The 12,544-nt window shown below is 62.2% G+C and carries 13 protein-coding genes and 2 pseudogenes; 9 read left to right on the top strand and 6 right to left on the bottom strand.

Going from position 1 to position 12,544, the window contains the following annotated elements:
* Positions 1-6 precede the first annotated feature (6 nt).
* Positions 7-529 (top strand): annotated as a pseudogene (locus GGD66_RS40395) (REP-associated tyrosine transposase).
* A 537-nt stretch (positions 530-1,066) separates the two neighbouring features.
* Here GGD66_RS40395 and GGD66_RS40390 read toward each other — a convergent pair.
* The gene (locus GGD66_RS40390; protein WP_018321542.1) at positions 1,067-1,324 is read right to left on the bottom strand and encodes a hypothetical protein; all 258 of its coding nucleotides are present in this window, start codon (positions 1,322-1,324) and stop codon (positions 1,067-1,069) included.
* 148 nt (positions 1,325-1,472) lie between these two features.
* Here GGD66_RS40390 and GGD66_RS40385 point away from each other — a divergent pair, with 148 nt between their 5' ends.
* Positions 1,473-2,459 (top strand): tripartite tricarboxylate transporter substrate binding protein, encoded by a 987-nt coding sequence (locus GGD66_RS40385; RefSeq protein ID WP_183262126.1) that lies wholly within the window; start codon positions 1,473-1,475, stop codon positions 2,457-2,459.
* 95 nt (positions 2,460-2,554) lie between these two features.
* Positions 2,555-2,896 carry a hypothetical protein gene (locus GGD66_RS40380; RefSeq protein ID WP_049815046.1) on the top strand — a complete coding sequence of 114 codons (342 nt, stop codon included), beginning with the start codon at positions 2,555-2,557 and terminating at the stop codon, positions 2,894-2,896.
* Positions 2,897-3,066: 170 nt separating this feature from the next.
* On the opposite strand, the gene GGD66_RS40375 is transcribed toward GGD66_RS40380, so the two are convergent.
* From GGD66_RS40375 to GGD66_RS40365, 3 genes are read right to left on the bottom strand one after another with little or no spacing between them, the layout of a single operon-like run.
* Positions 3,067-3,897, bottom strand: a complete 831-nt coding sequence (locus GGD66_RS40375) for an adenylate/guanylate cyclase domain-containing protein (RefSeq protein ID WP_183262169.1) — start codon at positions 3,895-3,897, stop codon at positions 3,067-3,069.
* Between the two features lie 59 nt (positions 3,898-3,956).
* On the bottom strand, positions 3,957-4,424 hold the full coding sequence (locus GGD66_RS40370) for a YbaK/EbsC family protein (protein ID WP_018321547.1): 468 nt from the start codon (positions 4,422-4,424) through the stop codon (positions 3,957-3,959).
* A gap of 42 nt (positions 4,425-4,466) precedes the next feature.
* Positions 4,467-5,198, bottom strand: coding sequence for a haloacid dehalogenase type II (locus tag GGD66_RS40365; protein ID WP_183262125.1), 732 nt, complete (start codon positions 5,196-5,198; stop codon positions 4,467-4,469).
* 191 nt (positions 5,199-5,389) lie between these two features.
* On the opposite strand from GGD66_RS40365, the gene GGD66_RS40360 reads away from it, so the two are divergent.
* Together GGD66_RS40360 and GGD66_RS41915 are read left to right on the top strand one after the other, a co-directional pair.
* Positions 5,390-7,153, top strand: a complete 1,764-nt coding sequence (locus GGD66_RS40360) for a caspase family protein (protein ID WP_183262123.1) — start codon at positions 5,390-5,392, stop codon at positions 7,151-7,153.
* 480 nt (positions 7,154-7,633) lie between these two features.
* Positions 7,634-7,831: pseudogene (locus tag GGD66_RS41915) on the top strand (SDR family oxidoreductase); the annotation flags it as partial.
* A 302-nt stretch (positions 7,832-8,133) separates the two neighbouring features.
* On the opposite strand, the gene GGD66_RS40350 reads toward GGD66_RS41915, so the two are convergent.
* Entirely contained in the window at positions 8,134-9,018 is an 885-nt protein-coding gene (locus GGD66_RS40350) for a 4-hydroxyphenyl-beta-ketoacyl-CoA hydrolase (RefSeq protein ID WP_018321552.1), read from the bottom strand.
* A 311-nt stretch (positions 9,019-9,329) separates the two neighbouring features.
* On the opposite strand from GGD66_RS40350, the gene ykgO reads away from it, so the two are divergent.
* From ykgO to GGD66_RS40335, 3 genes are all read left to right on the top strand, one after another.
* Positions 9,330-9,455, top strand: coding sequence for a type B 50S ribosomal protein L36 (ykgO, locus tag GGD66_RS40345; RefSeq protein ID WP_006611362.1), 126 nt, complete (start codon positions 9,330-9,332; stop codon positions 9,453-9,455).
* Between the two features lie 107 nt (positions 9,456-9,562).
* Positions 9,563-10,195 (top strand): tetratricopeptide repeat protein, encoded by a 633-nt coding sequence (locus tag GGD66_RS40340; RefSeq protein WP_026202572.1) that lies wholly within the window; start codon positions 9,563-9,565, stop codon positions 10,193-10,195.
* A 140-nt stretch (positions 10,196-10,335) separates the two neighbouring features.
* The gene (locus GGD66_RS40335; RefSeq protein WP_183262121.1) at positions 10,336-10,596 is read left to right on the top strand and encodes a hypothetical protein; all 261 of its coding nucleotides are present in this window, start codon (positions 10,336-10,338) and stop codon (positions 10,594-10,596) included.
* 7 nt (positions 10,597-10,603) lie between these two features.
* Here the strand turns inward: GGD66_RS40335 and GGD66_RS40330 are convergent, their stop codons facing one another.
* Positions 10,604-10,786 (bottom strand): hypothetical protein, encoded by a 183-nt coding sequence (locus GGD66_RS40330; RefSeq protein ID WP_183262119.1) that lies wholly within the window; start codon positions 10,784-10,786, stop codon positions 10,604-10,606.
* Positions 10,787-11,129: 343 nt separating this feature from the next.
* Here GGD66_RS40330 and GGD66_RS40325 point away from each other — a divergent pair, with 343 nt between their 5' ends.
* Positions 11,130-12,086, top strand: a complete 957-nt coding sequence (locus GGD66_RS40325) for an alpha/beta fold hydrolase (RefSeq protein WP_183262118.1) — start codon at positions 11,130-11,132, stop codon at positions 12,084-12,086.
* Positions 12,087-12,544: the final 458 nt, after the last annotated feature.

The raw sequence follows: 12,544 nt of genomic DNA, 5'->3' as shown, positions 1-12,544 counted from the left end.
TCGCAAGTGTCTCGATATAGGCGGGCACAAGGCAGCATGTTCTTCTTCACCGTCGTGCTCGCCGACCGCTCGAGCACGCTGCTCGTGGACCAAGTTGATCGCCTCAGGTGAATTTACCGAACAGTTCAGCAGCGCCGCCCGTTCGAGACGATCGCCATTTGTATCCTGCCCGACCATCTCCATGCTGTTTGGTTGCTTCCGGAGGACGATGCTGATTTTTCGTCGCGGTGGAATCTGATCAAGGGCGGCTTTTCGCGAGGCTTGGAGGGCGGGCCGCCTTCAATGAGCAAATTGAAGAAGCGCGAAAAGGGCATTTGGCAGCGTCGCTATTGGGAGCACACCATTCGCGACGACGCAGATCTGGAGCGACACGTTGATTACATCCATTTCAATCCCGTGAAACACGAGCTCGTCACGCGCGTGCGCGACTGGTCCCTCAGCAGCTTTCATCGTTACGTGGAGCAGGGCGACCCCCCCCGTGGATTGGGGCGGGGACATGCGCGACATCGCGGGTCGTTTCGGAGAGTGATCGTGGGCACGGCGCGCGAAGAGCACGCCTTCCACCCTACGGCAGCTCGCCAATCTATCGTTTGCGCAAACCATCGTAGGGTGGGCAAAGCGAAGCGTGCCCACGTCTTTGCCTGAAGAGATCACAGGTGTCTCGATATCGGCGCGCGCAGGGAGGCCTTTGGATTGGGGCGGGGACATGCGCGACATCGCGGGTCATTTCGGAGAGTGATCGTGGGCACGGCGCGCGAAGAGCGCGCCTTTGCCCACCCTACGGCAGCTCGCCAATCTATCGTTTGTGCAAACTATCGTAGCGTGGGCAAAGCGAAGCGTGCCCACGTCTTCGCCTGAGGAGATCACAGGTGTCTCGATATCGGGCGCGCAGGGAGGCCTTTGGATTGGGGCGGGGACATGCGCGACATCGCCGGTCATTTCGGAGAGTGATCGTGGGCACGGCGCGCGAAGAGCGCGCCTTTACCCACCCTACGGGATCTCGCCAATCTATCGTTTGTGCAAACTATCGTAGGGTGGGCAAAGCGAAGCGTGCCCACGGCTTCGACTACGCCACCTTCACGCCGTCGATCGCGACGATGCGCAGGCTTGGCTTCAGCGTTTCTTCCAGCTGCGACTTCAGTTCGTGAACACGAGGGTCGCTCGAACGCTTCGCACAAACCGCATATTGATGGACCGATTGCGCCAGCGCGCGGCGCGCTTCCGGCGTACGCGTCACTTCGGGCCTTGCAAGCCTCAGAACGATCGCGGCGAGATTCACCAGCATCTCGTCCAGGGCGACATCGATGGTTCCAATGTTAGGCATCACGCACTCCCTCAAGAGGGCAACAGCGGCTCCAGGCATGCGTTCCGGGCTCGGCCGAACATGGCTAACGCTTCGTAAACGTCTTGTTCTTGCCGATCGCGGCGCTAGGCTGGGTGCGAAACAAGAAAATTCGGGGGAGGGACCTGCCATGGATCGACGCGACGTCCTGCGCGCCGCTGCTGCACTGCCGTTGCTGCGCGCTGCGTTACCCGGACCGGCCTCCGCGCAGACCTATCCCGCCCGCAACATCACCATGATCGTGCCGTTTCCGGCCGGCGGACAGGCCGATCTTGCGGCGCGGCCGGTGGCGATGGCGCTGGAGCGGATCCTCGGCAAGGCCGTCATCGTCGACAACCGCGCCGGAGGCGGCGGCGGCTCGGTTGGCAATGCCGCGGCGGCACGTGCCGAGCCCGACGGCTACACGCTGCTGATGACGTTGTCCTCGCTCGCGGTGCTGCCCGAGGCCGACCGGCTGTTCGACCGTCCCGCCGCCTACGAGGTCTCGCAGTTCATGCCGATCGCGCGCGTGCTCGCCGATCCGACGCTGCTGGCGGTGCCGGCGTCCGCGCCGTGGAAGACGGCGCAGGATTTCGTCGAGGATGCCAGGAAGCGGCCGGGTCAGATCACCTATGGCTCGTCAGGGCCTTACGGCACGCTGCATGTGGCGATGGAGATGTTCGCGAGCAGCGCCGGCATCAAGCTGCTGCACGTGCCGTTCCGCGGCGCCGGTCCCGCGCTCACCGCGATCCTCGGTGGGACCGTGCAGGCGATCGCGGCCGCACCGGGGACGCTGAAGCCGCAGGTCGACGACGGCAAGCTGCGCGTGCTCGGCAATTGCGGCGCCCAGCGCATCGCGAGCTTTCCCGATGTGCCGACCTTCCAGGAGCTCGGCTACAAGGACGTCGAGATGTACATCTGGGCCGGGCTGTTCGCGCAGAGCTCTCTTCCCGCGCCGATCGCGACCCGCCTGCGCGAGGCGATGGCGCAGGTGATGACGAGTCCCGACGTGCTCAAGGCCTTCGAAACCTCGGGCAGCCTCGTCGCCTATCAGGACGCGCCGGCCTTCGCCCAATTCGTCGCGACCGACAGCAAGCGGCTGATCGCGGCGGTGAAGAAGATCGGCAAGGTGGAGTAGGTTCCAGCGCCATTTTCACTTTTTGTTGTTGGTCCAGAACCGGGTCCTGCCTCATTGATTGATGAAAATCGATGGGAATCGAGAAGGATCGGGACATGCGAACAGAGCGGATTGCGCTGGGTGTGGCGCTCGCGGTCGGCGGCATCGTCGCGCAGGGCGCTGCATTCGCCCAGGAATATCGCGGCACCATGGAACAGCAGATGGCGTGTACGCCGGACGTCTGGCGTCTCTGCAGCGACCAGATTCCGGACGTGAGCCGGATCACCGCCTGCCTGCAGCAGAACACGCCGCAGCTGTCGAGCGGCTGCCGCGCCGTGTTCCAGTCCAACAACCAAATGCCGCCGCAGCAGGTCCCACGCAATCGCGCCGCACCGCCGCGCTATAACAATGCGCCGCTGCCACCTCCGCAGCGTCCCTATGACGATTACGACGATTAGGCTTTGAAGAGCGCATGATCGGGAAAATTGCGCAGCGCTAAAGCATGATCCGGAAAAGCGCGAAGCGGTTTTCCGGAAAGATCATGCGCAAACAACAACCTAAAGCGCGATGACGATTCATCCAGATCTCATCGCGCTTTAGGCGCGACGATGCGGTCGTGCCGCCTCGTTCAGCGCTCGGTCTTGCTGTCCGATTCAGGTCGTTGTCCAAGCACCATCCGCAGGACAACACCGAAGAGAATGGCCGCGACCGGCCAATGGAACCAGATCTTGTTGCCAGTGAAAAGATTGATCAGGATCAGGAAGGCCGACACCGTGAGGGCCGCTGCCAGCGGGCGGGGCAGCCTTGCGAGCCAATCCGAGACGATATTCGTCGCCGAAGACAGCTCGCGCCTGTCTCCGATCCGCGGAGCACGCGCTCTTTCTGAGGGAGCTGTGCTTTCCTCGATCGGGAAGCTCCCTTGTGCAGCAGCTCGGCCGCCCAGGGTCAGCCGATAGCTGGTCAAGGGAGCAATGTTCTTCAGGGGACGCTGGCCGAGGCAGTCGAAGCCGACGGACAGTTTGTTGTGCACCTGGTCGTAGACCGAGCTCGAGATCACGACGCCGCCGGGCTCGGCGAGCTCTTGCAGCCGTGATGCGATATTGACCCCGTCGCCATAGATGTCAGAGCCGTCCACCATGACGTCGCCGAGGTTGATGCCGATGCGAAACTGCATCGGGCTCGCCTGCGGCGCGTCCGCAGCCTGACTGGAGATCTCCTGCTGAATCTCGACCGCGCATTGCACGGCCTCGACGACGCTGGCGAACTCGGCGATCACGGCATCGCCCCAGGTATTCACGATGCGGCCGTCACGGCGCTCGACCAATCGCGCGATGGCGGTGCGGTAGCGGCGGAGCGTTTCCATCGTTCCGGTCTCGTCTGCTTCCATGAGACGAGAATAGCCGTACACGTCAGCGCACAGCACGGTGGTCAGTCGTCGTTTCACCTTGTCGTCGGTCATCGGCGCCATGCTAGCCTCCCTGATCGGCAAATGCATCAGGGATCGTATCCGGTGCCGCCTTAAGGCCTGACCTCGCAGACATCGACCCATTCGGCGGCGGTCAGCTCGGCCATGCGGTCGGGCGTGATGCGCACCGCGCTGTGGGTCGAGCCCGCGGCCGGGACCACCACGTCGAATGCCTTCAGGGAGACGTCGCAATAGATCGGGAGCGGTGACTTCAAGCCGAACGGGCAGACGCCGCCGACCTCGTGTCCGGTGATGTCGGCGACCTCCTCCAGCCCCAGCATCTTCGGCTTGCCGCCAAACTGCGCCTTGACCTTCTTGTTGTCCATGCGCGAGGTGCCGGCGGCCACGATCAGGATCACGCGCTCGCCGACGCGCAAGCTCAGCGTCTTGGCGATCATTCCGGGCTCGACGCCATAGGCTTCGGCGGCCAGCGGCACCGTGGCCGAGCTGATCGGGGATTCGATGACGGAGATGTCGGGGGCTTTCTCGGCGAAAAAGGCGCGAACGGATTCCAGGCTCATTCCGGGCAGCTCATGTCAGACTTTGCGGGCGGGCGGCGATGCCTAAGCAATCATTGGCAGCTCGGAGAGCGCCCGGACACGATGATCCGGCGCAAAGCCAAGCTCGTCCATCTGGGTGCGGATCGCCTTGAACATGGTCAGCGGTGCCACGAGTTCGTTCTCGACGCAAGCCAGCGCCATCGCCTCCGGCGTCACCCGCTCGATCCAGGCGACGTTCAGCCCGAACGCTTTCGCGCCCGCCACGTCCCAGGGGTTGGAGGACACGAACAGAGTCTCGCTCGGTGCGGTGCCGAGCACTTCCCCGATCAGCATGTAGGCCTCCGGACTCGGCTTGAAGATCTTCTTGGCATCGACGCTGATGGTGGCATCGAGCAGACGGTCGAGCTTGGTGTTGCGCACCAGCGCATTCAGCATGTCCGGGCTGCCATTGGAGAGGATGGCAAGCTTTCGCGGCTTCAGCGCGGTGAGCGCGCTTGTCGCGTCCGGATAGAGGTCGAGATGCAGATATTTCTCGATCACCCGCTCGAAGGTCTCGCTCTCATAGGCCAGCCCGAGCACGCGCAGCGTATAGGCCAGCGAGTCGCGGGTGATCGCGGCAAAGTCCTGGTAGCGCCGCATCAGCGAGCGCAGCCAGGTGTATTCGAGCTGCTTGATCCGCCAGACCTGCGTGATGATCTCGCCATAGCCGGGAAACGCATCCTCGGTGATGTCAGCGACCGACTGGATGTCATAGAGCGTCCCGTAGGCGTCGAAGACGACGGCTTTGATGCTCATGGGGTGTCCTTTCGGGCCGTTGTGGGCACAAGAGCTTCGCTTGGGGAGTACGCGTTGTCGTTAGCTTACCAAGGCACAGCGGAAGTTTGCCGCTGCAGGCATGGCATCGAAGTGTGATCAACATCACAGAGCCAATGCTTGCCTTTCATCAGGCTCGACGTAGGCTGCGCACACTTTGATCGGGGCCTACAATGGGCGCTCTTCGCTGGATTTCATTATTCTTTTTCATCTGGCTGACCTGCAGTTCGGCGCATGCCGAGCGTCGCGTGGCGCTGGTGATCGGTAACTCGGCTTATGAAAAGGTCGCGCGGCTCGGCAATCCCTCCAGCGACGCAGCACTCGTGGCGGAAACCTTGAAGGCTGCCGGCTTCGATCTTGTCGACCTGCGTCGTGACCTAAAAGTAGCTGATATGAGGCGGGCGCTGCGGGACTTTATCGAACAATCCCGCGATGCCGAGGTTGCGGTCGTTTACTATGCAGGTCATGGCATCGAGGTTGATGGGGTCAATTATCTCGTCCCGATCGATGCTGTCCTCGAACGTGACACTGACATTTATGACGAGGCAATGTCGCTGGATCGGGTGTTAGTAGCGATCGAGCCTGCGAAAAAGTTGCGGCTGGTGGTTCTTGACGCATGCCGTGACAGCCCGTTCTCGAAGGTGATGAAGCGGACCCTCGCGTCCAGGGCGATTGGGCGCGGCCTCGCAAAGGTAGAACCGTCAAGCCCCAACACCCTGATTGCCTTCGCATCAAAGGCAGGTTCAACGGCGCTGGATGGCGATGGCAAGAACAGTCCGTTCACGGCGGCGATGGTTCACCACGTTACCAAGCCGGGCCTGGATCTGCGAAAGGCTTTTGGTTACGTCCGCGACGAAGTCTTGAAGTCTACCGCCAATAGGCAAGAGCCATATCTCTACGGCTCACTTGGAGGCGATGATCTATCGCTTGTCCCGGCAGTGGCGGCGCCGTCACCAACAGGACCGCAGGCTGATCCTCAGACGGCGATCCGAAGGGACTACGAGTTGGCGCTGCAACTCGGCACCCACGATGGCTGGGAAGCTTTTCTGTCTCAATATCCAGATGGCTTCTATGCCAACCTTGCGAGAGCGCACGCGAAAAAAATCGCCGCAGAAGAGGCGCGGGCAGCTGCCGCTGAAAAGGCGAGGCTTGCGGAGCAGGAGAGGGTTCGACTTGCCGCAGAAGGTGCAAGACAGTTCGAGATAGAAAAAGCAGCTGCGGCTGCCAAGGCTGCTGAAGAGGCCCGCATCGCTGCTGAGAAGGTCAAGCAGATCGAGCAGGACAAGGCTGCTGCCGCTGAAAGAGCTCGTCTGACAGCCCAGGAGAATGCGGCACGGGAACTCGCAATTCGAGAGAAGGCCTCGCGAGAAAAGAACCAGCAGGTCGCTGCTCTACCACCTCCCGGCGAGACGGAGCAGATCAGCGCCGATACGGCTCGCGCGCTGCAAGCCGAGCTACGTCGCGTGGGATGCAATGTGGGCGTTGTAGACGGCGTTTGGGGTGAGCCCTCGCAGAAAGCTCTCGACCTCTTCAACAAGCACGCCGGCATGAAACTGAATGTGAGCGTCGCCACTTCCGACGCGCTCGACGCTGTCAAAAACAAGGGCGGGCGAATATGTCCGCTGATTTGCGAGAACGGCTACCGCGCAGAGGGGGACCGTTGCACGAAAATCAGCTGCCGCAAGGGCTACGTCCTGAACGACGAGAATGAGTGCGAGAAGAAGGGAGCGTCGCCTGAAGCAAAGAAAAAGCCAGAGCTGCAGCACCGCGAAGTAAGACCCTCTTCGTCCTCCGCCGTCACGCGCGCTGATGCGGCTCTATCTAACGGTACCTACCAGAAATGCATGGGCCCCATCACGGGATGTTACGCAAGGGCTATTCAGCAGATGGACCCGCAGAGAGCCAAAATCTGGTGCAGTCGGCAGCCGACGTGCTGAATCACCAAGGCGGAGAAAAATGAAAGTTGCTTGTGGTCGGGCTGTTGTCGGCTTAGTCGCGTTTTGAACTTGCATCAGCTCAAATGGATGGAGACGTTCCGCGGTCGAGGCGCAAGGCGTATGCTCTCAACGAGCGATTTGCTTTCTTTCCGAGTCAATTCTTAGGTAAAGTCTGACTTGATACTGAATCGAGGGGGCGGTTGATGTCGAGGATTTTTGCAGTTCTTTTGGTTGTGATGTGTTCGCTGGTGCTTGCGGTCGAAGCGAGGGCTCAGGTGCACAGTCCAGCAGCCAAGATGAGCTCTGACAGCGGACAATGTCCCACCGGAAGTTGCGCCATGGACGGTTCGGCTTTTGCAAAACACCGCAAATATTGTTCGCCAGCCAACTGTCTAAACAACCGTTTCAAGAGGAAGCAGACGCAGTAGAGTTTGCATGGTGTTCGATGCAACCATTCAAGCTAGCCAGTCGGCGCACGTCCCCGCCGCGTCCAAGGCGGAGCTGGCACTGGAGATCGTCGGCGAGGAAGCGTTCGATGCGCTCGGCAGCGCCACGCCGATCGGCCGTGTGGGCGATCCCTCCGAGACCGGCGCGGTGGCCGCGTTCCTGGCGTCCTCGGACAGCAGCTTCATGACGGGCGGCGAGGTCTTCGTCGATGGAGGCCTCGCGCAAGTATGAGGTCTTGAGCATGAGGGCTTCGGTCGCTCGATCGAAGCCCTCATGCGCTTTCGAAGGCGTGATGAGATAAGATCCGCCGAGCGCCCCGGCGGAGGTGTGTTCCCTCCCCCCTTGTGGGGGAGGGCTAGAGAGAGGGGTAGCCCAGAAAAAGGCGCCGGCTGTTGACGATGCACAGCGCTAGGGTGCGCGACGGAAAGAATCTCCGAGTGGCACCCCCCTCCCTGCCCCTCCCCCACAAGGGGGGAGGGAACGGAGAGAGCGCTGCTATTGTCCGAGTTCGGTCCGACGTCAGCCCACCCGCTTCAGATCCCCAGCAGTTTTCGCGCGTTCGCCTTCAGCACCTTCGGCCGGATCTCGTCGCGGATCTCGATCTTGGCGAAGTCCGACAGCCAGCGGTCCGGCGTGATCACCGGCCAGTCCGAGCCGAACAGCATCTTGTCCTGCAGGATCGAGTTGATGTAGCGGACCAGGATCGGCGGGAAGTATTTTGGCGACCAGCCGGAGAGGTCGATATAGACGTTCGGCTTGTGGGTCGCGACCGACAGCGCCTCTTCCTGCCAGGGGAAGGAGGGGTGGGCGAGGATGATCTTGAGGTCGGGGAAATCGGCCGCGACGTCGTCCATGTACATCGGGTTGGAATATTTCAGCCGCATGCCCATGCCGCCGGGCATGCCCGAGCCGACGCCGGTCTGGCCGGTGTGGAAGAGCGCGACCGCGCCGCCATTGTTGATCTCTTCGTAGAGCGGATAGGCCATGCGGTCGTTGGCGTAGAAGCCCTGCATGGTCGGGTGGAATTTGAAGCCGCGCACCCCGTATTCCTCGATCAGCTTGCGCGCCTCGCGCGCGCCGAGCTTGCCCTTGTGCGGGTCGATCGAGACGAAGGGGATGAGAACGTCGAGATGGTCGGAGGCGGCCTCGATCATCTCGTAATTGTTGTAGCGGCGGAAGCCGGTCTCGCGCTCGGCGTCGACCGGGAAGATCACCGCGGCGATGTTCTTGGAGCGGTAGTAGGCCGCGGTCTCCGGCACCGTCGGCGGATGCTTGTTCGGCGACTTGAAATACTCCGCCATCTGCGCCTGGAAATCGTCATAGCCGTCGTCGGGATGGCAGCCGCAGGGCTCCTCGGCGTGGGTGTGGATGTCGATGGCGACGACATCGTCGATATTGGGCAGCTTCAGCTTCGGCATGGGTTTCCTCCCGACGGGTTGCCGAATTGATTATATGATATAACGAATTTGGCAAGGCGTCGTCGAAAGACCCTGATATCTCTGCCGATAAATCGGGCCGATCCGGCCGTTTCTACTGTGCATGGGGTTGTTTTCACGAATTTGCCGGTTCGGAACGAGGCAGTTAACATTGACATCACCTCCCGCCATGCCTTAAGAACCGCCCCGTCCCGGGCGGTCGTCCGCCGGCGGGAAAAATCTCATTTTGCCACATTCGCGCGTGCCGAAACGGTAGTGCCGAACACGGCCTTTCGAACGTTCAGGATTCCGCCATGAAGGTCCGTAACTCGCTGAAATCGCTGCGCGGTCGCCATCGCGCCAACCGCCTGGTCCGCCGCAAGGGCCGGGTCTATGTGATCAACAAGGTGCAGCGCCGCTTCAAGGCTCGTCAGGGCTGATATTGCCCTGCCGGACGCCCGCGCGCGCCCCGCAAGACCACGGTCTCACACGAGTTTGACGCCGCCTTTGCTTTGCAAGGGCGGCTTTGCGCGTTTAGACTTTGACCATGGCAGTGAGATTCCTCTTCGCGCGCACCCTGTGTCTGGCCCTTGTGCTGGGAACCTCCGGCCTTGCCCCGGCCCTGGCACAGCAGATTGAGCCGCCCGGCAAGCAGAAGAAGCTCCCCGAGGCGCCGGCCAAGCTGCCCAAGGTCGATCGCAACAAGAATCTCGAATTCCTGTTCGGCGCGCTGAAGGCGGCGCCCGACGAGGCCAGCGCCAAACATGTCGAGGCGCGGATCTGGGCGATCTGGCTGCAGACCCCGAGCGACACCGCTGCGCTGTTGATGGCCCGCGCCAAGACTGCTGTCGACGCCAAGAAGATCGAGGTCGCGATCAAGCTCTTGGATTCGGTCATCAAGCTCAGGCCCGACTACATCGAGGCCTGGAACCGGCGCGCCACGCTCTATTACATGCAGAACGACTATGGCCGTTCGCTCGCGGATATCCAGCAGGTGCTGATCCGGGAGCCGCGCCATTTCGGCGCGCTCGCTGGCCTCGGCATGATCATGCAGGAGGTCGGCGACGAGAAGCGCGCGCTCGAGGCCTATCGCAAAGCGCTCGCCGTCAATCCGCATCTCGAAAAGATTCCCGACCAGGTCAAGGCGTTGACCGAGAAGGTCGAGGGACGGGATATCTAGCGCACGATCCGGACGCGGATAGTTTGATCATCTTCCGAGTGATGGCCGCCTGCGCCGATTAACCACGATCGGAAGCGCGGCATCGTGAGCACTATTGCCGGCGCCGCCGCAGGCCTACCTGCATGGCAGGAGCAAAAGCCATGAAGCGTTTGATCTTTGCGGGTAGCTTGCTGCTCGCGTCGGGGACGGTGAGCTTCGCCGATGGACTTTTCTGGGTGGTCGGCAACCGCGCCACCGGAAAATGCAACATCGTGACCAGCAACCCGGTCATCATCGGCGATATCTGGTTCGGCGACGGTCCCTACAAATCGAGGGCCGATGCCAAGCTTGCCCGTTCGACGATCCGTGCCTGTCCCGCGCCTACGCCGGACGAGGAAAAAGCCGAGGACGGCACGAACTAGCCTGCATCTAGTGCAGGGCGTTGCCGCCGCGCTCGACCAGGCCGCGATCGGCGGCTGCGGCGTAAGCCTTTGCAAGCTCCGATTCCAGGTGCTCGTTGATCAGCAGCAGCGCTCTCACGGCACCGCGCAGATCGCCGTTGCAGCTCGCCACGATCTCGTCGATCGCAGTGTCGTTCGCTCTGAAGCTCATCGAAAATCCTCCGGTTCAAATCAGGACAAATCCTGCCGGTCTTTCCCGCATCCCCTGAGGTTGCCCCGGGGCCTGCGAGGAGGATCGGCGCCCACCCGCGCCTAGATGGCGGAACCGACCATGGCGATTATATGGAGGCCGCGATGACGGCCCCATGAAGCTGTTCCGAGGCTTGCGTGCCCTCCTGGAATATTGTTGATTCTATTGAGTTTTCACGTTCTTCAATTATGCACATATCCACAGCCCCGGCAGTTTCGGCGCAAGCGCGGAAGGCTGGCGGAGCGAAACTGCCGCCCATAACGCCCGTAACTGCCCTGTGCCCAGGATCACCCGGATTCTCTCCATGATCGTGATGTCAGTCGTGACGGCGCTGGTTCTGCTGGCGCTGGTCACGCAGGCTGGAATCGTCGCCGTGCAGCGCGCCTTTCCGCCGCAGGGCGGGATGGTCGAGGTTGATGGCGCGACGCTTCACGTCGTCGATATCGGTCCGCGCGAAGCAGGCCTGCCGATCGTGATGCTGCACGGCGCGAGCTCCAATCTCGAAGCGATGCGGCGCCCGCTCGGCGACCTGCTCGCCAAAGATCATCGCGTCATCCTGGTCGACCGTCCCGGCCATGGCTGGAGCACGCGCGCGCGGCGCGAGGATTCGACGCCGCAGGTCCAGGCGCGGATGATCGATGAGGCGCTTGGCAAGCTCGGCATCGATCGCGCGGTCTTCGTCGTGCATTCCTGGAGCGGCGCGCTCGGCGCGCGGATCGCGCTCGATCATCCCGGCCGCGTCGCCGGCCTCGTCATGCTCGCTCCCGTCACCCATCCCTGGCGCGGCGGTGTCGGCCGTTACAACGAGTTCATCGCAACGCCGGTGATCGGTCCGCTGCTCGCCTACACGATCACCCTGCCGCTCGGCTACTTTCTGGCCGAGCCCGGCGCGCGCAACGTGTTCCTGCCGCAGATGATGCCGGATGGATTCGTGCAGGACTCCGCGACGCCGCTGCTGCTGCGCCCGCGCGAGTTCATCGCCAATGCCTATGATCTGGTGACGCTGAAGGAGGCGGTGACTGCGCAAGCCGCGCGCTATGGCGAGATCTCGGTGCCGGTCACGATCGTTGCCGGCGAGCCCGACAAGACGGTGAAGACCAACATCCACGCGCGCCCGTTCGCGGCCATGGTGCCGCATGCGAAGCTGATCGTGCTGCCCGATCTCGGCCACATGGTGCAGAACGCCGTGCCGGAGCTCGTGAAGACGGAAATCGAGACGATGATCGGGAAAATCGCCCCGGCACAGGCGGCGGCTGATTAAGCTTTTTCGCGCGAAGTGGCTGCACCCGTAGAGCTCTCGTAGGGTGGGCTAAGGCGCATTTGCGCCGTGCTCACGAGCTCTCTCGGTCGCGAAAGATACGTGGGCACGCTTCGCTTTGCCCACCCTACGGCACCGTGCCTGTGTCGCCCGCTGTCAATCCGCCTCGCTAAAAATATTCCACTTTACCGAAATTCGGTTTCGGCGTATGTGTCGCCCATCCCGGCTCACCCAAGAGGGGCGACTATGTGGTCGTCACTGTCGCGAGCCGGGCTTGCGGTGGACGCGGCAGCGTCGGCACGAGAGGCGCGGGCAGGGCGGGTAGTCCCTGTGAGCCCGAGGCTTCGTGCGGACGACGGCGCTGCCAGGCTTCGTCTCGTCTGTAAGTTTCCGGCTTCGTCGACAGGGCTGGAAAAACTGCGGCGAAATGGCGGGCCGTGCGTACGGCAAAACCGTGTGGT

It is taken from the genome of Bradyrhizobium sp. CIR48 (genome assembly GCF_014198315.1).
GTDB lineage: Bacteria > Pseudomonadota > Alphaproteobacteria > Rhizobiales > Xanthobacteraceae > Bradyrhizobium.
The sequence above is the reverse complement of the archived record's forward strand: the minus strand, read 5'-3'. Positions and strand labels throughout refer to the sequence as shown.